Genomic DNA, 19933 nt, shown 5'->3' with positions numbered 1-19933 from the left:
GGTCTTGGCACAGGACATATCGGACGAGGACATTTTCCGCTTTGCGCTTAACCTCGAATATATGGAGGCTGAATACTACCTCCGCGGCACCACCGGAATGGGCGTCGACGCAGCCGACGCCGGTTCGAAACCCGGCGACGTCGTTGGTGGCAAGCAAGTCTCGTTCGATACGCCGGCCATCGGCGAATTCATGCAGGAAGTCGCGGAAAACGAACTCGCGCACGTCCGCTTCTACCGCAAGACGCTTGGAACCAACGCGGTTGACAGGCCGGCCATCGATTTCGATGCCGGCTTCAAAGCCGTCGCGGAAGCGGCGGGCCTCGGGCCGGACTTCGACCCCTTCGGCAACGAGACGAACTTCGTTCTCGGGGGCATGGTGTTCGAGGATGTCGGCGTCACTGCCTATGCCGGTGCGGCGACAGTTCTGAAAAACAAGGACTTCCTCGCCGCAGCCGCAGGCATCCTGGCGGTCGAGGCCTATCACATGGGAATGGCGCGATCGACGCTATACCGAAAGGGAGAGAAAGCCTGGAAGGCCGCCAACGCGGTCTCCGATGCCCGAGACAAAATCGACGGATCAGACGATAAGGACCAGGGGATCCAGCGGGACGGAAAAGCCAACATCGTTCCCTCGACGCCCGATGCGATCGCGTTCACCAGAACGCCGCAGGAGGTGCTCCGGATCGTCTACCTCACTGACAAGGACGGAGTGAGCAAGGGCGGCTTCTATCCGGAAGGGATGAACGGCACGCTCAAGACCACCTGAGCCAGTTACGACCAGTGACGATTGGCCACCGGAAACTGAGCGGATTGGTATCCGCTGCTCTGCGTGAGATCAACGCTTCAACCCTCCCTGCGACGTGCAAGGAGGGTTGAGCTCAAGGCCGATTAAATGGCTGTCCGCCGATACCGGTCGCGCTCTTGCGCGATCTGCTGTTGGGGGGAGCAGCGATCGGGCGCGTCGTCGAACAGGGTCCATCCGTGCTCGTTATAGGCACGCCGACGTCGACCGGGTCGACCCAGTTTGACCCCTGGAGGATGGCCTGCGCCTCGGAGGCGCGGGCGTCGTCGACCTTGGCCGTGACCAGGCTGCCGCCGCGGCGGATACCTTCGGCATAAAGGTGGGCATCGTCTTCCGAAACGCCCGAGTCGGTGAGGGCGCCGATCAGGCCACCAACCGCGCCGCCAGTGACGGCGCCGGCGACAGCCCCGGCCGCAGTCACGGCCAGCCAGCCTGCGGCAACCGCCGGTCCGACACCAGGAATGGCCATCAGGGCCAGTCCGGTGAGCAGGCCGCCGGCGCCACCGACGGCAGCGCCGATGCCGGCGCCGATCGCGGCATCTTCGACAACGTCGGAGCGACGGACGCGGCCAGCCTTGTTGGAGACGATACTGATGTCGTTCGAGGGAATGCCTGCCGCTTCCAATTTGGTGACGGCGGAGCGAGCGTCCGAATAGTCGTCGAAAACTCCGGTTACAGTTCTCATCATGCTTCTCCTTGGGCTACCTGGCGACGATGTTGCCTTGATAATCGAGGGCAATGGAGACGGCTTTCCCGTCCTTCATGCCGGAGGCCATCCAGATCCCCTTGTCGTCGAGCTTGAGATTCTTGACATCGGCGTAACCCGCTTCCGCAATACGATCCTTCGCCTGAGCTTCGGTAAGGCTGTTGGTGCCCTCAACGGGCGCAGTCGGATTATTGGTGTCTGGGGCTGCAACCACAGGTATATTTCCATCCGCAGATGGAGCCGGTGTTGTCTGGGCAAGGGCTGCAACTGTAGACGCGCAGAGAATGGTCGCCGCAAAGGCGATCTTCTTCATACGTGTTCCTCCACTTTGCGGATCAGATGACGATCCTTGCGGTAAAAACACGCAAAGGAGATCTTTGTTCCCGGAGAATATCCACTTGATTTTTCTAGACATATGGCAACGCAGACGACCTGGCGGACTATTCTCTATCGTCCCGGGCCAATGCAAGCAGACAACAATGGAAGGGATATCCGGCGATCCATGGCGCGCTTCCAGGAAGCTTCTGAGAGTGAGATCGGAACTTTAAATCTAAAGTTGTGATACCGTTAAATGGTCAGGAGGTGGCAGGGCGGGGCCGCTCTTCTGCCGGGCGCTTCGTGCGGCGACGGATGCGGCCCCGCCGATGTCAGTGACTTCACGGAACACGGGCGATGACCTTGATCTCAAAGTCGAAGCCGGCGAGCCAGTTGACGCCGATGGCAGTCCAGTTCGGGTAGGGCGGCTTGCTGAACATCTCCTGCTTGACGGCCATGATCGTTCTGAACTGATTTTCGGGGTCGGTGTGAAAGCTGGTGACGTCGACGATATCGTCCAGCGTTGCGCCGGCGGCGCTCAGCGTCGCCTTCAGGTTTTCAAAGGCAAGCCGCACCTGGCTTTCGAAATCGGGTTCGGGAGTCCCGTCCGAATGGCTGCCGACCTGTCCGGATACAAACAGCAGATCACCGGATCGGATCGCGGCGGAATAGCCGTGCTTCTCGTAAAGAGCGTGCCGGTTGGCTGGAAAGATTGCTTCGCGTTGGGTCATTCTGATCTCTCTTCATTGTGACAACGACCGTCGAGCGCGAGGTATCGCTTCACATCTCACGCCCAATTTGATATACGGTTTGTATGTGAAATGTAAGGGATACGCATCGTATGTCAAGTCCATATACGCTCCGTATCTGAAATGAGGGATCGCATGGCCAGGAAACGCAGCGAAACGATGCAGGAAAATCGCGTCAAGCTGATTGCGGCGGCACGCAAAACCTTTGCGGAAAAGGGCTACGCCGCAGCATCGATGGACGAGTTGACGGCCGACGCCGGTCTGACACGCGGCGCGCTCTACCACAATTTTGGAGAGAAGCGCGGGCTGCTGGCGGCGGTGGTCGACCAGATCGACACCGAGATGGCGGTGCGCGCGCAAGAGATCGGCGCGCGCGCAGGGGATGCTTGGCAGGGCCTGCTCGCCGAGGGTGCGGCCTATATCGAGATGGCGCTCAATCCGGAAGTCCAGCGCATCGTTCTGCTCGACGGACCTGCGGTGCTGGGCGATCCCTCGCAGTGGCCGAGCCAGAACAATTGCCTGCAGGTGACCAGGAGCACCGTGGAGCGCCTGATCGCCCAAGGCATCCTCAAGCCGCTCGACCCGGAGGCGGCGGCCCGGTTGCTGAGCGGCGCGGCTCTCAATGCCGCCCTCTGGATCGCCGCCAGCGAAGACCCAGAGAGCGTGATGCCAAAGGCGGTCGAGGCTTTCCATGCCTTGGCGGCAGGCCTGCTGGCGGAGCCTTTGTGATCGACCAAGGGCCAGGTCGAGCGAAGGGGACGTTCACCGCAGCAATGGCGAAAGTGGGTCCTTCTCCTTACTCGCTCTTCGAAGCGAGAGAAGGGAAGCGGCAGGGCTCGATCGGTGGTCGTCGGTTTACCTTCGCCATTGGATGATGATGGGGAAATGATGATGGGGGGATGATGATGGGGCGATGGATCTGCTTTCGACCCAGAGCAGTCGGTCGGACCAATCCACTGCAACGACCGGCAAGCCGCAGAACTTTGCCTCCGTCAAGATCTCGTTCGTTGCAGTCTGAGTGGAGCATAACAATACTGGCTTTGCGCTTGCACTCAGTTTCCTTCTTTCAGCGGTCTCGCCATTGGCGGCCCTGGTTCGCGTCAGAGCCGCCAACAGCTCAACTCAGTTCAACTGCACGGTCAGCTTGTCGATGGTTCCGGTGAATTCGAACGGAACCCGATAGTCCTTGTCCTCGACGCCGGTGCGCGTATCCAAGCCGACATCGAATGTCTCGTCCCACGGCATCAGGGCAGGGACTGTATGCGGGATTTTCTGGCTGGCAACCTCCTCGCCGTCCACCTTCAGAACGCCGCTTCCACCCTTGGCCATGCCTGGTCCGTCCGACTTAAAGTCGAACACGATGGTGTGCTTGCCCGGCGTCAGCACGTCGGAGCCCTCCCACCGGAACCGCTCCATATCCATGAAATTGTAGAGAAACACCGGCTTGCCTTTGAGCAAATAGAGGCCGTAGCCGGCAAATTTGCCACCCGTGGTGACGATCATGCCCTCGGTGCCATCTGCCGGAACTTCGATCTCCGCGGTGATGGTGTAGGACTTGTTCACGATGTTCGGGGCGTTACTGCCAGGCAGACCGGAGATGACGCCCGAATAGCTGAACACGTTCCGTCCGGCGGTCGCACTTGGCCGGGGTGTCGTGAGGCGCTCCAGGATAGAGTTGTCGAGCGGGAACACGCCGTACTTCGCGGCTTCCAGCAGGAATAGCTCCTGCATTTCGTTCAGCTTGTCGGGATTGACCGCTGCGAGGTCGTTAGCCTGGGAGAAGTCTTCGGCGAGATTATAGAGTTCCCATTTATAGCCGTTGACGACTTCCGGCATCGCGGACTGCCCCATCAGCCAGGGCGCGGCTGGTGGGGTTGTGCATGCATACCAGCCCCCGTGGTAGATGCCTCGGTTGCCGAACATTTCGAAGTACTGCGTCTGTCGAGCGGAAGGAGCTTCGGCGCTAGCCTTGTCCCAGGTATAGGCCATGCTCACCCCTTCGATCGGCTTCTGGGCAACACCATTGAACATCATCGGCGCCGGAATGCCCGTGGCTTCGAGGATCGTCGGCACGATGTCGATGACATGGTGGAACTGGTTGCGGACACCGCCGGCATCCTTGATGCGGGCCGGCCACGACATCGCCATGCCCTGCCGCGTGCCGCCGAAATGCGAGGCGACCTGCTTGGTCCATTTGAACGGCGTGTCGAAAGCCCATGACCAGGCCACCGACATATGCGGGTAGGTCTGGTCGGAACCCCACGCATCATAGAACTTCATCTGCTCGGCAACCGGAATTGTCAGGCCCTCGATGGTGATCAGTTCACTCGGCGTGCCGAGCGTGCTTCCTTCCGCGCTCGTGCCATTGTCGCCCTCGATGTAGATGATGAGGGTGTTGTCGAGTTTGCCGACGTCCTCCACCGCCTGGATCACCCGACCGATCTCGTTGTCGGAGTAGGCCACGTAGGCGGCGAATACCTCGGCTTGCCGGGCGAAGAGCTTCTTGCTCTCGGGGTCGAGCGTTTCCCATTTCGGCAGGTCGTCCGGCCAGGCGGTCAGCAGTGTATTCTGCGGGATGACGCCGAGACGCTTCTGGTTGGCGAATATCTCGTCACGCATGGCGTTCCAGCCGTTGTCAAACTTGCCCTTGAACTTCTCAATCCATTCGGGCGTCGGATGATGCGGTGCATGCGTGGCGCCGGGAACATAGTAGACAAAAAACGGCTTGTCGGGCGCTGACGCGTTCAACTGCTTGATGTGGTTGATCGCGTTGTCGGCCTCGTCGGTGATCAGGTTGTAGCCGGGCTTGTCAACCCAGGGGAAAATCTGCGTGTGGTCTTGGAAGAGATAGGGCTGCCACTGGTTGGTGTCGCCACCCATGAAGCCATAAAAATAGTCGAAACCCATGCCGGACGGCCATTGGTCGAAAGGCCCGGAGCTGCTGTACTGGAAAGACGGCGTGTTGTGGTTCTTGCCAAACCATGACGTGGCGTAGCCGTTCTGCTTCAGAATGTTGCCGATCGTAGCGTTCTCGACGCCGAGGACCGAATCGTAGCCCGGATAGCCCGTGGCTTGCTCGGAAATAACACCGAAGCCGCTCGAATGATGATTGCGTCCGGTAATCAGCGCTGCCCGTGTCGGCGAGCAGAGCGCCGTGGAGTTGAACTGCGTGTAGCGCAGTCCCGACTGCGCGATCCGGTCGAGCGCCGGTGTCGGTATGACGCCGCCGAAAGTGCCTGAGACTCCATACCCGGCATCGTCGGTCATGATCAGGAGGACGTTCGGCGCGCCCTTGGGCGGCACGATTTGCGGCGGCCAATAGGGCTTCGAGTCCTTGGCGCTGAGATTGATCTCACCGCCGAATGTCTCCGGCGGATTGGGAAGGTACCTCCCGTCGATGGTCGTCGTGGCGCTGGGCGAGCCCGGGGTGCCGGTGATGGTCTGCGCGTGGATTGGCGCAATGTAGAATCCGGTTGACATCAGAAATGACGTTAGCAACAACGTGCGAGATTTCATCACAAGCCTCCTGCGCTTCCCATTGATGTGGTTGGATCTTTAGGCGTGTTGTCCCCTGCAGATGTCTTGGTTATTTCAGCGCTGCGCCGTGACAAAACGGGCGGCTCCGTCCCCGCACGGTTGGTCCCTTAGTACCAGACAGCTCGCCGATAGGTGCGGCGGGCGACGCCTGCATAGGAAACCGCGGCGAGAACCGACGCACCCAATAGAAGTCTCCGCCTGGAAGTCATGGGCGGTGCTGCTTGTTGAAAATCCAGGGCCAAGGTCTTGCCCGAAGGTAACGCTACGGCATCGCGTTCTCGCAAGGAAGGTAGTTTACCGTATGCTACGGGCAGAAACTGGAGTGTCGCAAAAGTCAGGAGTGGCGCGACAACGGAAAAGCCATCGCGAAATGGACTTGCGAATCGCATAAGTGTGTGCTTATGTGTAGGCATGATCGAGAATGACATTTTCCGAGCCTTGGCTGACCCGACCCGCCGCGCGATCTTCGAGAAGCTGGCGGCGGGCGGCATGAACGCCAGTGCCCTGCGTAAGGGCATGGAGATCAGCCAGCCGGCAATGTCGCAACACCTCTCGGTTTTGCGGAGCGCAAAGCTCGTGAGGGAAGAACGGCAGGGGCGTTTCGTCAATTACGAAGTCGATCCGGAGGGGCTGGCTCTCATCGCACAATGGTTGGCGAAATATCGCGCCTACTGGCCTGCCCGCATCGAAGCTCTCAAGGTCTTGCTGAAGGATATGGACCAATGAACGATCAAAAGGCCAAGGAGCAGAAAGACGGCATCGAACTGGAATTCGATCTGGATGAACCGCCGCAAAAGGTCTGGCGTGCAATCAGCATTCCGGAATTTCGGCAAAACTGGTTGCCGAAAGACGCTCTGGCCGATCCCACCCCGGCCACGATCACACCTGGCGAGGAAGTCCGCTATAGCCTGCGCGACGACGCCCCACCTTTCCTTGAAAGCACGGTGACGTTCACGATCGTCCCGAACGCGACCGGCGGCACCCGCCTGCGCATTATCCACGAGCTCACCGACGCGAGACTTGAGCGGATGGCGGAAACGGCCGCGAACAGCAACAGTCCGGCCCTCATGCTCGCCGCCTGACGCGGCAAGCTCCCCTTTGAATTCTGGAAGATTGGAGTTCGCCGATGCGCGAAGCGATGCAACTCGTCCCTATGGTCGTAGAACAATCCAGCAGAGGGGAGCGGTCTTTTGACATTTACTCCCGCCTTCTGCGCGAACGCATCATCTTCCTCAACGGCGAGGTCAACGATACCGTTTCCGCTCTGGTCTGCGCGCAGTTACTGTTCCTTGAGGCCGAGAATCCAAACAAGCCGATCAATCTCTACATCAATTCACCGGGCGGCGCCGTGACCAGCGGCCTCGCCATGTACGACACCATGCGCTTCATCCGCGCGCCAGTTCATACGCTTTGCATGGGGACAGCCCGTTCCATGGGATCGTTCCTGCTGATGGCAGGCGAGGCCGGCGGAAGAGCTGCTTTGCCCAATGCCAGTATCCTCATTCACCAGCCATCCGGTGGCTTCCAGGGGCAGGCTTCCGACATGCTGATACATGCCGAAGAAATTCTGAAGACCAAGCAGCGCATGACGCGGCTCTACGCGGAGCATTGCGGACGCTCCTATGAAGACTTTGAGCGCGGGATGGATCGCGACCGCTTCATGACGGCGGAAGAGGCACTGGAATGGGGTCTTATCGACCGTATTCTAAAGGTTCGGGAAGACACGGCCAGCCTATAGCCAGTTTCACCGACGCAAAGAGTCCAGGCCTGGCGGAACCGTTGCTGCGGCTATCGGTTAATCCGCCGAGGTCGCGGCGTGCCAATCGGACGTGACGGAGATGGTGAACGCACCGGTTTTTCCGATTTCTCGGTGCGGGCAACGAACTGCCAGGCGAGCACCTTACCCGTTCGCCGCGATCTCATCCCGGAGAACAGGCTTCGCGAGGATCGAACCGTCAACCAGGGCCACGCATCGATCACTGTCTGAGCGCGGAAGCCGCCGCCCGCCCAAAGGCGGTGGAACACGCGAGCGACCATGCTCAGTGTGGGTCGATCAGAGGAGGAGAAGGTCATGAGCAAAAATAATTGGAAGGCCGGGCTTCGCGCGAAGCTGGAGCATCTCGTCGACGATTGCGTTGTGGCCGGGGCCAGGCAGCAGGACGTTTTCGATACGATCATCAAGCAGATCGGCAATCTGCGCGCAGCCCTTGAGCGCGATCCCGACCCTGCGGAGGACGACGCCGCCGTCATAGAGGAGCCTGCGAACGATTGGCCCGCGGCCGACAAGTGACCTGAAGCCGATCGGGGAGGAGCACGCGACTCTCTTGGAGGCGCGTATGGAACCAACTGTCGCGGTGAAGATTTATAGTCTTGTCGCTTGCCAATCGGTTTAGCTCGGATCAGCGAGACGTGATTGCACGCGCCGGCCGCTCATCATTCACAAGGGGGAATTGCTATGGAAAGTGCAGGTATCGGCTGGATCGCCGCCATCATCATCGGCGGCATTGCCGGCTGGCTCGCCGAATTGCTCATGAAGAGCAACATGGGCGTGCTGATGAACATCATTCTCGGTATCGTCGGCGCCATTGTCGCCAACTTTATCCTGTCGCTCTTCGGCGTCGTCCTTGGCGGATGGCTGGGTTATCTGATCGCGGGCTTCATCGGAGCCTGCATCCTCATCGCTGTTGCGAGAATGGTCAGACGGACGGCCTGATAAAACAGAAGGCGGCTGCGCAAACCGGCCGCCTTCATCACGTTTTCGGATTAGCGTTCACGCGTGGTCGTCCGGCGTTCAGGGATTGACCCCGCGGGGGAGGCGAGGGCGCCGAGATGGTCGTAGGCGAAGACTGCGCGACGATGTCAGCGCCCGCCGCAACCTGGAACGCGCCGGTCGGAGCGTCGCCCGATCGGACGCGGCCGCCCTGACTTCAAAGTATTAATCCGCTGAGTCGCAACGCCGGTGTCCGACCAGCAGGTGAAAATCCCGTTAGAAGACGGATCTTAACGTCCTTCGGTTCGGCCCCGCATATACTCAAGGTGACCGTTCACAGATCGGAACCGGACGCGGCGGCGGTGCGGGATGATCCTGGACGAACTTGGTGATGATCGGCTCCAGCGTCTCCTTCGGCCAGAATCTTGGGACGCCGATCTCCTGCAGACAAGAGGCGTTCCAGTACAGGCCGAGACGCGTGGGCGACTGGCCCGCCGCCACGGCCTTGGAGACCGCGGCGATGTCTTTTGACCCGGGATAGATGTAGAGGGTCGTCGGATTGTCCTTCACCATCGACAGCACCTGAGGCGTCTCCGAAGGCGACCAACTGGTACAGCCGTCGCTGCGGCCGCCCGCATAGGTGACAAGCTTCCCACGAGGAACAAATCCGTCGCTGTTGGCGTATGGACTGTCCGGTTTCTTCAACATGCAGATGCCTGAGACAAGTGCGGAGGCATGTCCGCCTATCGCGCGCTCCCTGGCGTTGCCGGTCTCGCCAATGCCGTCGAACTGCACGAACGATCTGGTCAGCAATGCATCCTGCTTTGGGGAAACGCTGTAGTAGCCCTTGAAGGAGGTCTTGATCTCGCTCGTGAGGTAGGCTCCTCCTGCGGTCAGATTGGAGTTGAGGGCATTACCGAAGTTCTTGGCGCACCGCCGTCCGTTGGTGAAGTTGGCGACTCCCTGCAGGTTGCGGCCACCGCCATGACCCGAGGAAATCACCCGAAAGGACCGCTCTGCCTCGCAGATGATATAGAACCGGCCTCCCGACGCCCCATCGGTCAGATCGTTCGGACGTGTTGCGTCCATGGCAAAGTAGCAGGCGCTTCGGACCTTGCCTTGCGAAACCTGCTCCAGGTAGAGTGCACGCGCCCTTTCCAGCACCTCTGGTGCGATCTCGCCGGTTCCGGCGCCGACATGCGCGTTCAGCCAATCCGGAAGCCGGGACGCCCCTTCTGACGCCAAGGAATCGGAGGTCGCCGATAAACAGGCGACGGCTGCGAGCAGTCCGAAGAATTTGAGAAGTTTGAGCTGGGGATTCACGTATATCCTCCCGAATCAGATCTGCGAAGGTCCGCCATCACGATTGAAGAATGCTTAACAACGAACCTCGAGCCGGGTGGCAACGATCTGCGAATAGTCGGTCCCCGTAGGGTCGTTGAAGAACATAGTGGTCAGCATCGCCTGGTTTTCCGCGAGGATCTCCTTAGAACCGGGCCTGACGACCTTTCGCGTGCATCGGCCGAAACTGTCGCCTGACGTCTTCATGGCCGTGTCGTCGGCAAAGTCCAGGGCGGTATCGAGCGTCGGGTCGAAGACCCGGAATACGATCAACCCTTTCAACGGCGTCTTCTGCACCGGCTTCTGACTGAACGATAGCGTGAGGGAGCCGTCCTCATAGGTGCCCTGCACGACATCTGGCTTAGCCAGCGCCACCGCCTTGCCGTTGATCGTCATGTTTGTGTAGTAGTTGTACTGGCCAAGCGATTCCCGCACCGTCTTCGCGACCGCCGCTATCTCCGCAGGGTCGAGAGTGTTGTTGCGGTTCTTATCGTAGTCGAGAAGCACCGATGACGAGAAGACTTCGTCGAAGCGCCAGTTGTCTCGCAGTTCCACCAGGCTACCGTCTCCGCCCGCGACCGCCTCGAACATCGCGTCGACGAAGATATGAGGGTGGGCCTCCGCGCCTGTCGGAGCACCGGCGACGGCTAGCCCGGCGAGGACGCAAAGATTGATGGAGACCAGCTGGCGGAACGATGTCACACGATGCGAATGTCGTGATGATTGCGTCCGATTTAAGTTGAAGTCGCCGCCGATGCCATCGCGGCATTTCGGCAGTCGACTACCCGAAAGGATTATCCGCATCTTAGACTGTCGCGAGACCGCTCGCGAGTTCATACCGTGAAAGTCCCTCTCTGTCTTGCCATCTGGCAAAGTATGATCAGTTTCGAAGCGTCCGCAGTCGCCTTCGCCAGCACTTCCCGCCGAAGGCGGACGGCGTGGCAAAAGCGATGGCTGACGCGACGCCCGCCGCTCGGCCGCGCCACATCCACCTTGTCGAGCTCAAGCTGCGGTCGGCTTCATAGCGGGTGGCCAGCTGTGTGTCTCGGTTTTGCGGCGTGAGGCCCCAGGCATAGAGGGCGTCATAGATGACGAAGCCATGCCTCAGCACTTCATGATCGTCAGGCGTTACGTCCCGAAGCCCCATCGAGATTGCCAGCAGCCCTGCCGATTGCGGCGTCAGGTCGTGCCTGTCGGTGTCGGCGCCGCGGACGATGGCAGCGATAATGACGATTGCCGGATCGCTGTCCAGTCCATGTTTGTCGACGAAGGTATCGAAACTGCAACCCTCACCCACATGCGTATATTCGACGCCGGGCACATCGTAGGGTGTGGCGCCGGTCTCCTCCGCCACCTTGATCACCTGGTCCGGCGGCACGAACAGGAACTCCGGCTCCTTGTCGATGAACCGCGCGATCAGCCAAGGGCAGGCGATACGGTCGATGACCGGACGTTCGCGGGTAACCCATTTCATCGCACTCACCTCCTTCAACGGTTTTCAGCAGTTGTGAACGGGACGGTCGGACCGCCGATCGCGTGCCAGGCGGCAATTCCGCCGGCGAGGGCCCGTGCGTCCAGACCGCGGCGCCGGAGTTCGGCGACGGCATCGCCGCTGACCTGGAAGCCGTAGATGCAATAGACGACGATTGGCTTGTCCCGGGGCAGTTCGTCGGCCCAGCCGGCGATCGTTTCGGAAGGCCGTACGATCGCATCCGGCAGCATGTCGCCGCGCTTCGGCAAGTCCTCCGCGAGACAGACGTCGAGCACGGCAAGTTCTTCCTGGCGTTGGAGGCGAGCGAGCAGATCCTCCGGCGCGACGTCATCCTGCCCCACGGTTTCAATCGTAGGAATGTCGGGCAGCCGCTCAGTCAGCCGCCGGAAGCGAGCGCCGACACGCTCCCAATGGATGTTCTTCATGAAGGCATCGACATAGACGCCCGCCTTGGCGCCAAAGTCGATGTGATAGGCGTGCTCGTACATGTCGAGCGCCAGGATCGGCACGCTGCCGGCGAGGCAGTTGGTGTGATCCGCTCCCCACTGAATCATGAGGCGCCGGTGGCGCTCGGACCAGACCAGCAAGGTCCAGCCCGACCCACCCGCCTGTGCCTTGGCGCAAGCCGTGAACCGATTGCGCCAGCCGGCGACACTGCCGAAATCACGCTCCAGCGCCGCGCCGAGATCGCCGGCCGCATCGCCCGACCCACCGAGCCCGTCGAAGTAGATTTCATGGAGGATGGCCGAGTTGGCGGCAATCAGCTCCTCCCGCTTCAGCCCGTTGATGTCGAAGACGGGTGCCGCGCTCCAGTCGAGCTCATCGAGCCGTCGCTCGATCGCATTCAGGCGGCGCACTGCGCCGCCATAGTTGTTCTCGTAATGGCTGGCCAACAGCCGCTCGGAGAGGCCGTCGAGACGTGGCGGCTTGAAAGGTAGTGGCATGATCCGGTGCATGGCGCCCTCACTTAACACGACTGGCGGAAGGCTACGCCCGAATCTGAAATGATACAAGTGTTGCTTTCTGAGATTTTGATGATACGCTTTAAACATGAATGACAACGCGATTCCGGTGGAGCAACGCTGGCTGCTTTTGATCCATCAACTGCCGAGCAAACCGGCCTACTTCCGGGTGAAGATCTGGCGGCGGCTGCAGCGCCTCGGCGCCATCGCCGTCAAGAGCACGGTCTACGCGCTGCCTGCAAACGCCGAGACGCAAGAGGATTTCGAATGGCTTTTGAAGGAGATCCTCGAAGGCGGTGGCGAGGCCATGGTGTGCGAGGCGCGCCTCATCGACGGCCTTTCCGACGCTCAGGCGCGCTCCCTATTCGATGCAGCCCGGGACGAGGACTATGAGGCGATCGCCAACGAGGCTCGGACGCTTTCAGCTCGGCTGGAGACAGCCACGGCCGATGAAAAGGCCGAGCTTCGGACACAAACCGGCCGGCTGCGCAAGCGAATCGTCGACATCGCCACGATCGATTTCTTCGGGGCGACCGGCCGCCTCTCGGCGGAGAGCTTGATCGCGGAACTTGAGAGCAGACTTGCAGAGGACATGGAGATGATCAACGAGGACCCCAAAATGACGCCGCTCACCCCGGCCGATCTGAAGGGACGCGTGTGGATCACCCGCAAGGGCGTGCACGTCGATCGCATTGCCTGCGGTTGGCTCATCCGACGCTTCATCGATCCGGATGCGATTATCCGCTTCGTGCCGGGCAAAGATTACGTCCCCAATCCGGGCGAAGTTCGCTTCGACATGTTCGAGGGCGAGATCACCCATGAAGGCGACCACTGCAGTTTCGAGGTCCTGCTCGCCAGGGCCGGTATTACGGATCCGGCACTCCAGGCGATCGCCGAGATCGTTCACAACATCGATCTGAAGGACGCCAAATTCGGGCGCGAGGAGACAACCGGCATCGCCAGCCTGATCGCCGGGATCTGCGCGGCCAATCCGCAGGACGAGCAACGGATCGCCCAGGGCGGCCCGATCTTCGACAACCTCTACCAATATTTCCGCGCGAAGCGCGACTGATACACGGACACCAATCATGAACAAGATCGAGAGCCTTGACGCCACATCAGTCCAGCGCGCTGATACGCCCTCCCACGGGATAACATTTGGCGAAGCAGTCCGCGTCTGGGCGCGCGTGGCCGCCCTGAGCTTCGGTGGCCCGGCCGGTCAAATTGCCGTCATGCATCGGATCATCGTCGAGGAGAAGCGCTGGATCGGCGAAACCCGGTTCCTGCATGCGCTGAACTACTGCACGCTGCTACCGGGACCAGAGGCGCAACAGCTTGCGATCTATATCGGCTGGTTGCTGCACAAGACCAGGGGCGGACTGGTGGCGGGTATCCTGTTCGTGCTCCCCGGCGTCGTCGCCATCATGGCGCTGAGTTGGATCTATGCCATCTTCGGCAACGTCGGGGCCGTTCAGGCGCTGTTCTTCGGATTGAAGGCCGCGGTTCTGGCGATCGTGCTTGAAGCCGTACTGCGGATTGGCCGGCGGGCCCTGAGGAACAAGGTGATGATCGGACTCGCCGCCGCTGCATTCATCGCACTCTTCCTGTTCCACGCCCCATTCCCGCTCGTCGTGCTGGCCGCCGGCATCGTCGGCTATGTCGGCGGCCGGGCCGGCTGGGCAGCATTCCGCGCAGGCAATGGCCATGGCAAGGTCGGCGGCAAACAGGTCGCCGATGCCGATAGCGTCCTCGGCGAAGAGGTTCCCGCCCACGCCCGCCCACCGGCCAGTTGGTCGCTCAAGGTCGCGGCAATCGGGTTGCTGCTCTGGGGCGGGCCGGTCCTTGCACTTCTCTTTTTTCTCGGACAGGGCAACGTCTTCACGGACATCTCGATCTTCTTCTCGAAAATGGCGATGGTCACGTTCGGCGGTGCCTATGCCGTCCTGTCCTATGTCGCCCAACAGGCGGTGGAGCAATACCATTGGCTGAAGCCCGGCGAGATGCTCGATGGCCTCGGCATGGCTGAAACCACACCTGGCCCGCTGATCATGGTGACGCAGTTCGTCGGTTTCATGGGCGCCTATCGCGCGCCGGGAGCTCTCAATCCGCTGCTGGCCGGTACATTAGGCGGCCTGTTGACCACCTGGGTGACCTTCGTCCCTTGCTTTCTCTGGATCTTCCTTGGCGCGCCGTTCATGGAGACCATGCGCAACAACAAGGCGCTCTCCGCCGCGTTGGCCACAATCACCGCCGCCGTCGTCGGCGTGATCCTGAATCTTGCCATCTGGTTTGCGCTACATGTGCTGTTTACAGATCTCCAAGAAGCGCGTGGCCTCGGCATAGCCGTCGATCTCCCGGTGCTGAGTTCCGTCAATGTCCCGTCGCTGCTCCTGACTGTTGGCGCCGTCATCGCTGTGTTCCGCTTCAAAGTTGGCATGCTGACGGTGCTCGCCGCCTGCTCACTCGCTGGATTGCTGTATGGGCTACTGATGGGCTGGGTCTAATGCATGCCGGCCGGGAGTGAGGAGCGGTGTCGGGATCACGACATGCATAAACCGATGAGCTAAGCGCGCAGGCTCAGCCCAGTGCCAAAGGGTGCGTGCGGACGCGCAGGCTTTTCCAAGAACATCGTCGCCGACGGAGATCAAACACACCCGTGCAAGTCCTCCAACCGACCACCACTCTCTTCGCGGCGCGGGCCTTGCGTGATTTCGGCGACGGCTTCGTGGCCATCCTGTTGCCGGTCTACCTGCTGGCTCTCGGATTCTCGCCCTTGCAGGTCGGCATCATCGCCACCGCATCCCTCTTCGGCTCTGCGTTCTTGACGATCGCCATCGGGTTTCTCGGGGCGGGTCATGATCTCAGGGGCTTGCTGATCGCAGCCGCCAGCCTGATGGTGGCGACTGGCCTCCTGATGTCTATGGTCAACGACTATGCGCTGCTCCTGGTGGTCGCGTTTGCCGGCACGATCAATCCGTCGGCCGGTAGCGTCAGCATCTTCGTACCGCTTGAGCACGCCGTGCTCGCCCGCGAGGTGACCAGCTTCGATCGAACGAAGATGTTTGCCCGCTACAGCTTGGTCGGAGCGCTCGCCAGCGCCGTCGGCGCGCTGGCCGCCGCTCTGCCGGAATTCATAACACCGTTCGGGTTGATGCAACTGACCGCCATCAAGCTGATGTTCGTTCTCTACGCGGTCGTTGGCGTCGTGGGCGGCCTCTTTTATGCTCGCATACCACCTCGTCCAGTGAGTCACGCAGACGCCAAACCGGCGGCACTCGGACCTTCGCGCGCCATCGTCTTGAAGCTCGCGGCTCTCTTTAGTCTGGATGCCTTCGCTGGCGGGTTCGTGGTTCAGTCGCTGCTCGCGCTGTGGCTGTTTTCACGCTTCCATCTCTCGCTCGCCGAGGCAGGGGTGTTCTTCTTCTGGACAGGCGTTCTGTCGGCCTTCTCGTTCCCGGTCGCTGCATGGCTCTCGAAGCGGGTCGGGCTCATCAACACCATGGTGTTCACCCACATTCCGTCCAGTTTGGCCCTGGGCCTCGCCGCATTCGCGCCGACCTTGCCGCTGGCGCTCGCTTTGCTGCTCGTTCGGGCAGCACTCTCGCAGATGGATGTTCCGACCCGCTCTTCCTATGTGATGGCGGTCGTGTCGGAGGCCGAGCGCGCTGCGGCGGCAAGCTTCACATCCGTGCCGCGAAGCCTTGCTGCAGCCGCAAGCCCCGCGCTCGCCGGTGCTCTCTTCGCTGCGTCGTTTCGAGCGTGGCCGCTCCTGATCTGCGCTTCTTTGAAAATTACCTACGACTTGCTGCTGTTGTGGCAGTTCCGACACCTCAAGCCACCTGAGGAAAGTTGAGTTAATTGCCTCCGTTTTCCATTTGCGTGGCCTCCTGACTTGGCATGCTGGAGACCGGCTGCGCAACGAGGTAACACAGCCCCTTGGTCCCGACCTCACCGCGCTCGGCGATGTTGAACCCAGACTCTTCGAGGTCAATCGCGACCCGGTCGACATCGACTTGGCCATGGCGGTGGAAACGAAAGAAACTTCTTCGGTGCAGCGGTTTAGCAAAGTCGATGATGACCAAGCGACCATTCGGCCTCAGCACACGAAGCGCCTCCCTGCAGAATTCTTCGCGGCCTCGCTTTGGCAGGTGATGAAACATCAGGGTGCTGAGGACGACGTCGAACTCCCCATCCTCGTAGGGCAGGTCCTGAGCCGTTCCCGTCGAAAACGCGATTGGTAGCTTTGCCCGCTCGGCCTTCGCCATGGCTCGTGCGACCATTTCGCCAGACGCGTCGATCCCTCCGACCCGTCCGTTCGGTCCGACCCTTTGCTTGGCAAGCAGCGCGATGGTGCCGGTACCGCAGCCGACATCGAGGACCGTGTCTCCCGGCTTCAGCCTGGCGAAGCTCAGGATCCTTTGACGGAAAGCACGCTCGCGGCCGCCGGTCAGAAGCCACGCCAACGCGTCGTAGCGGGCCGCAGAATGGAGCAGAATGCCAACATGCGGCGCCTTCGTCTCCGCGGAAGCCGACTCCTGAGCCGGCACGGCAATCCGGCCGTGAACCTTCGGCCACATCGCCAGAATGGCGATTGCGGCGAGCAGGCCGGCGTGGAGCACCAGGGCGGGAATGCCCAAGGAGAAGAGCACGTTCGCCTGTCCGAACAGGAAGAATGCGCCAACCACCACCGCCACCTTGATGAGGATGACCGCCGTTTGCGTCCGCCGCTGATGAATTCTTCCAAAAAGTCGTTGATGCATCACATCGTCTCCTGTCGATCGGTTTCTGACGAGGAGAAGCATACGATAGTGGACACTGTGTCCAGTATCGGTTTTACTGGTCGCGACCAGCAGATGCGCCCATTACTGGACGGTTGACCGTCCCATGACCGGAAAAGGACGCCCGCGGTGCCAGTCGGATCGATCGATCGTCGTGTTGCCCGCACACGCGGCCTTCTGCAGCAGGCACTTGTCAAATTGATTGTCGAGAAGGGATATGCGGCAGTCACCGTCGAAGACATCTGCAGGCAAGCCAATGTCGGACGCTCGACGTTCTACACCCACTATCCCGACAAGGATTGCCTAAGGAAAGCAGCGATCGACCAGCATCTGAAGCCCCTGCGGACAAGCGACACAAGGCGTGGCTCGCAGCCAGATACCAAGGGCTTCTCCTTCAGTCGTTCGGTGTTCGAGCACGCGCTCGCAACGCGGGCGATGCACCGCGCCTTGATCGGCGGGTCGAAGCGCGAAACGCCAGAAGAGATCCACGACTGGATCAGCAAGCAGGTTCGCCGGGAACTGACCGATCTTTCCGGCCACTGCGAAAGTAGCATCGAGCTTGAGATCGCCACGCGCTTCGTCGTCGGCGCACTTTTAGAGGTGATGCATTGGTGGCTTGATCACGATGCCGACATCTCCCCCGCCGATATCGACCGGACGTTCCAGCAAATGGTTTTCGATGGGGTGAAGACGGCGCTAGACGCCCCCACCGATGCAGGTGGTAAGCGCCATCCTTCGTGAACCGCTCCGCAGCATCGAAGCCGGCACTCGGTTCCGGTAATGGCACGAGGTTTTCATGAAGTGCCGGTAGCTGATTTTGAACGCGTCAGGCTCAGTTCTCCCATTGCGCCTCAGCGACGACACTTGCCACCAGCGGATCCCGTCCCGCCGGCTCGACTGGCAAGGTTAGGGTGATCGTCTCCCGTCGCCCCGCTGGATTTAAGGTAAACAGCTTATGAACGTGGCTCGGGCTGCGCTCTTCGCGAACCGGCTCAGCATCCGTCAGATTGAAAAACTCCCTTTCGAACACCGCGCTATCAACGCCCGAGGCGGCGACCGTGCAACTTTCAACAGCGGTGCCACTAACCGTCGCCCTCGTCACCACAATCGCCTGCCATTGCGAGTTTCCGCGATGGCCAATCATCCAACCTTCGGCAAGATCTGCGTTCTCCATCGGCGCCAAGCTGATCACCAGATCGAATGGTAGCGGTCGCCAACCCCGCGCCCGCGCAATCGACGCCGTTCGGTCGAAGGTTGAGCCCTTGGTCAAGCAGCGACTCTTGAAAAGGTCGAACGCCGAGAGCTATTCTTCGGCGTGACCGGCGCCGCAGTCGCAAAAAAGCGCTGCCATGAGCATGGCGGTGATACGGGTCATCAGCTTCGTCCGCACTGAGAGCATGAGCGCCAGATCCGCCCATCGGCATCGGGCCGATCCGGGCCTGCAGCCAAAATCACATTTTATACCCTGCTTTCCACAAGAGGAAGCTGGTTGAGAGATCATCGACAGCAAGCAGCAACTGTTTCAACGGCAGACCGAGCCGGTCGGACGAGGCCAGGCTGCTCTCGGCGCTGTGGAGGACGTTGTCACGGCACCGATCCTGTCGCGGCTCTACGGGTCGCAGATCGACGTGATGCACGTCAATGGTCGGATTTTCGTGATGGCTGGTGGCCAAGATGTCGAGCACCAGCCACACCGGCATGATCACGATGGATGCGATCGTCAGCCGTCAACCGGGAAGAACATCATGTTTGAATACGACTTCATGCGCCAGGCCTTCGCGGCGGCGACGATTGTTGCAATCCTTTCTGGCACGGTCGGCTATTTTCTGGTTCTTCGTGGCCAAACGTTTGCTGGTCATGAATGGGCCGCGCCCGAAGACGCGGCCCGCTAGATCACATCATGCGCTTGATCTCGGTATAGGCGCCATCCGTGGTCAACGTGACCGTGACCGGTTCGCTGGTGCGATTGCGCCAGAACCAGCCATGGTTGCCGTCGAAGGCGGCTTCGATGATGCCGGAATCATCGGCAGCGCCGCGGCCCTTCTGGTAGCTGACGTTCTCGCCGCCGCCATCGCCATGGGTGTCGAAGTTGACCTTACCGCCATTCGCGCTCCAGGCGTAATTGGCCTTGGCGCCCTTGACCATGGTCAGCTTGATCTCCGCGCCTTCGCCGGGCTGTAGGGTCACCGACATCTCATCCTTTCGCATCTCCTGGGCCTGGGCCCGCGAGATGCCGAACTCACGAATAATGCGGTCGATCAGCGACGATCCCTGCTGCGGGCTCGCCGGCATTGTCCCGGTAGAGTTCACGCGATCCATCTCTGCTTCCTCGGCGAGCTGGGTCTTGATCTCCCCCATCGCGGTCAGTCCAAGTGCCGAGCCGATGCCGGTTGGATCTATCGCGTATTCCGACGGAAGCACGACGGTGACGAGAATGGCGGCCGCTGCCGCCGCCGCGATCACGGTCGACCTGATGAGCTGCTTCGACGAAGGAAGGTCGTCGAGAGCGGGTGCCTGTGAATTGAACATGTGGGTTCCTTT

24 protein-coding genes and 1 pseudogene are annotated in these 19933 nt (G+C 60.7%); 13 read left to right on the top strand and 12 right to left on the bottom strand.

The features are described 5' to 3' along the window. Positions 1-4 precede the first annotated feature (4 nt). Positions 5-766, top strand: a complete 762-nt coding sequence (locus HFO99_RS25495; RefSeq protein WP_222364485.1) for a ferritin-like domain-containing protein — start codon at positions 5-7, stop codon at positions 764-766. Between the two features lie 122 nt (positions 767-888). On the opposite strand, the pseudogene HFO99_RS25490 reads toward HFO99_RS25495, so the two are convergent. The 3 genes and pseudogenes from HFO99_RS25490 to HFO99_RS25480 all read right to left on the bottom strand — a co-directional run bounded on the left by HFO99_RS25490 (position 889) and on the right by HFO99_RS25480 (position 2554). Next, a pseudogene (locus HFO99_RS25490) lies at positions 889-1487 on the bottom strand (general stress protein). Positions 1488-1503: 16 nt separating this feature from the next. Next, positions 1504-1821, bottom strand: a complete 318-nt coding sequence (locus HFO99_RS25485) for a PepSY domain-containing protein (protein ID WP_222364336.1) — start codon at positions 1819-1821, stop codon at positions 1504-1506. 343 nt (positions 1822-2164) lie between these two features. After that, a complete protein-coding gene (locus HFO99_RS25480) occupies positions 2165-2554 on the bottom strand; it encodes a RidA family protein (protein WP_222364334.1) in 390 nt (129 codons plus the stop codon). 153 nt (positions 2555-2707) lie between these two features. Between HFO99_RS25480 and HFO99_RS25475 the strand changes: the two genes are divergently transcribed. Next, the gene (locus HFO99_RS25475; protein WP_222364333.1) at positions 2708-3301 is read left to right on the top strand and encodes a TetR/AcrR family transcriptional regulator; all 594 of its coding nucleotides are present in this window, start codon (positions 2708-2710) and stop codon (positions 3299-3301) included. Positions 3302-3694: 393 nt separating this feature from the next. Here the strand turns inward: HFO99_RS25475 and HFO99_RS25470 are convergent, their stop codons facing one another. Next, positions 3695-6088: an arylsulfatase gene (locus HFO99_RS25470; protein ID WP_222364332.1), complete on the bottom strand. Its 2394-nt coding sequence runs from the start codon at positions 6086-6088 to the stop codon at positions 3695-3697. Positions 6089-6520: 432 nt separating this feature from the next. Between HFO99_RS25470 and HFO99_RS25465 the strand changes: the two genes are divergently transcribed. The 6 genes from HFO99_RS25465 to HFO99_RS25440 all read left to right on the top strand — a co-directional run bounded on the left by HFO99_RS25465 (position 6521) and on the right by HFO99_RS25440 (position 8822). Further along, positions 6521-6835, top strand: a complete 315-nt coding sequence (locus HFO99_RS25465; protein WP_222364331.1) for an ArsR/SmtB family transcription factor — start codon at positions 6521-6523, stop codon at positions 6833-6835. After that, on the top strand, positions 6832-7191 hold the full coding sequence (locus HFO99_RS25460) for an SRPBCC domain-containing protein (protein ID WP_222336357.1): 360 nt from the start codon (positions 6832-6834) through the stop codon (positions 7189-7191). Before HFO99_RS25465 ends, HFO99_RS25460 begins: the two co-directional genes overlap by 4 nt. A 44-nt stretch (positions 7192-7235) precedes the next feature. After that, on the top strand, positions 7236-7847 hold the full coding sequence (locus HFO99_RS25455) for an ATP-dependent Clp protease proteolytic subunit (RefSeq protein WP_222253252.1): 612 nt from the start codon (positions 7236-7238) through the stop codon (positions 7845-7847). Between the two features lie 78 nt (positions 7848-7925). Then, positions 7926-8096: a hypothetical protein gene (locus tag HFO99_RS25450; RefSeq protein ID WP_222364323.1), complete on the top strand. Its 171-nt coding sequence runs from the start codon at positions 7926-7928 to the stop codon at positions 8094-8096. Between the two features lie 84 nt (positions 8097-8180). Beyond that, positions 8181-8399 (top strand): hypothetical protein, encoded by a 219-nt coding sequence (locus HFO99_RS25445; RefSeq protein WP_222253254.1) that lies wholly within the window; start codon positions 8181-8183, stop codon positions 8397-8399. A gap of 165 nt (positions 8400-8564) precedes the next feature. Further along, entirely contained in the window at positions 8565-8822 is a 258-nt protein-coding gene (locus HFO99_RS25440; protein WP_222022461.1) for a GlsB/YeaQ/YmgE family stress response membrane protein, read from the top strand. 318 nt (positions 8823-9140) lie between these two features. Here the strand turns inward: HFO99_RS25440 and HFO99_RS25435 are convergent, their stop codons facing one another. From HFO99_RS25435 to HFO99_RS25420, 4 genes are all read right to left on the bottom strand, one after another. Next, on the bottom strand, positions 9141-10142 hold the full coding sequence (locus HFO99_RS25435) for a murein L,D-transpeptidase catalytic domain family protein (protein WP_222364321.1): 1002 nt from the start codon (positions 10140-10142) through the stop codon (positions 9141-9143). Between the two features lie 54 nt (positions 10143-10196). Further along, on the bottom strand, positions 10197-10964 hold the full coding sequence (locus HFO99_RS25430; protein WP_222364319.1) for a DUF1007 family protein: 768 nt from the start codon (positions 10962-10964) through the stop codon (positions 10197-10199). A 76-nt stretch (positions 10965-11040) separates the two neighbouring features. Next, complete coding sequence (locus tag HFO99_RS25425) at positions 11041-11634, bottom strand: chromate resistance protein (RefSeq protein ID WP_261323323.1); 594 nt, start codon at positions 11632-11634, stop codon at positions 11041-11043. A gap of 14 nt (positions 11635-11648) precedes the next feature. After that, positions 11649-12596, bottom strand: coding sequence for a Fe-Mn family superoxide dismutase (locus tag HFO99_RS25420; RefSeq protein ID WP_315857821.1), 948 nt, complete (start codon positions 12594-12596; stop codon positions 11649-11651). Positions 12597-12702: 106 nt separating this feature from the next. Between HFO99_RS25420 and HFO99_RS25415 the strand changes: the two genes are divergently transcribed. From HFO99_RS25415 to HFO99_RS25405, 3 genes are all read left to right on the top strand, one after another. Beyond that, complete coding sequence (locus HFO99_RS25415; RefSeq protein WP_222364316.1) at positions 12703-13686, top strand: chromate resistance protein ChrB domain-containing protein; 984 nt, start codon at positions 12703-12705, stop codon at positions 13684-13686. Positions 13687-13702: 16 nt separating this feature from the next. Continuing rightward, positions 13703-15118, top strand: coding sequence for a chromate efflux transporter (chrA, locus tag HFO99_RS25410; RefSeq protein ID WP_222364314.1), 1416 nt, complete (start codon positions 13703-13705; stop codon positions 15116-15118). Between the two features lie 152 nt (positions 15119-15270). Beyond that, positions 15271-16467 (top strand): MFS transporter, encoded by a 1197-nt coding sequence (locus tag HFO99_RS25405; protein ID WP_222364484.1) that lies wholly within the window; start codon positions 15271-15273, stop codon positions 16465-16467. A gap of 1 nt (position 16468) precedes the next feature. On the opposite strand, the gene HFO99_RS25400 is transcribed toward HFO99_RS25405, so the two are convergent. Continuing rightward, entirely contained in the window at positions 16469-17374 is a 906-nt protein-coding gene (locus HFO99_RS25400; protein ID WP_222364312.1) for a class I SAM-dependent methyltransferase, read from the bottom strand. Positions 17375-17521: 147 nt separating this feature from the next. Between HFO99_RS25400 and HFO99_RS25395 the strand changes: the two genes are divergently transcribed. Continuing rightward, positions 17522-18133: a TetR/AcrR family transcriptional regulator gene (locus HFO99_RS25395; protein WP_222364310.1), complete on the top strand. Its 612-nt coding sequence runs from the start codon at positions 17522-17524 to the stop codon at positions 18131-18133. 91 nt (positions 18134-18224) lie between these two features. Here HFO99_RS25395 and HFO99_RS25390 read toward each other — a convergent pair whose 3' ends face one another. Together HFO99_RS25390 and HFO99_RS25385 are read right to left on the bottom strand one after the other, a co-directional pair. Then, the gene (locus tag HFO99_RS25390) at positions 18225-18662 is read right to left on the bottom strand and encodes a hypothetical protein (RefSeq protein WP_222364303.1); all 438 of its coding nucleotides are present in this window, start codon (positions 18660-18662) and stop codon (positions 18225-18227) included. A 181-nt stretch (positions 18663-18843) separates the two neighbouring features. Beyond that, the gene (locus tag HFO99_RS25385; protein ID WP_222364302.1) at positions 18844-19098 is read right to left on the bottom strand and encodes a hypothetical protein; all 255 of its coding nucleotides are present in this window, start codon (positions 19096-19098) and stop codon (positions 18844-18846) included. A 39-nt stretch (positions 19099-19137) separates the two neighbouring features. Between HFO99_RS25385 and HFO99_RS25380 the strand changes: the two genes are divergently transcribed. After that, positions 19138-19284, top strand: coding sequence for a metal ABC transporter permease (locus HFO99_RS25380; protein ID WP_222336368.1), 147 nt, complete (start codon positions 19138-19140; stop codon positions 19282-19284). A 1-nt stretch (position 19285) separates the two neighbouring features. Here the strand turns inward: HFO99_RS25380 and HFO99_RS25375 are convergent, their stop codons facing one another. Then, positions 19286-19921, bottom strand: a complete 636-nt coding sequence (locus tag HFO99_RS25375; protein ID WP_222364301.1) for a transmembrane anchor protein — start codon at positions 19919-19921, stop codon at positions 19286-19288. Between the last annotated feature and the right edge of the window lie 12 nt (positions 19922-19933).

Source organism: Rhizobium leguminosarum (genome assembly GCF_019798305.1).
In the GTDB taxonomy this organism is placed as follows: domain Bacteria; phylum Pseudomonadota; class Alphaproteobacteria; order Rhizobiales; family Rhizobiaceae; genus Rhizobium; species Rhizobium leguminosarum_U.
Note: the sequence above shows the minus strand (reverse complement) of the source record. Positions and strands in the feature narration are given on the sequence as shown.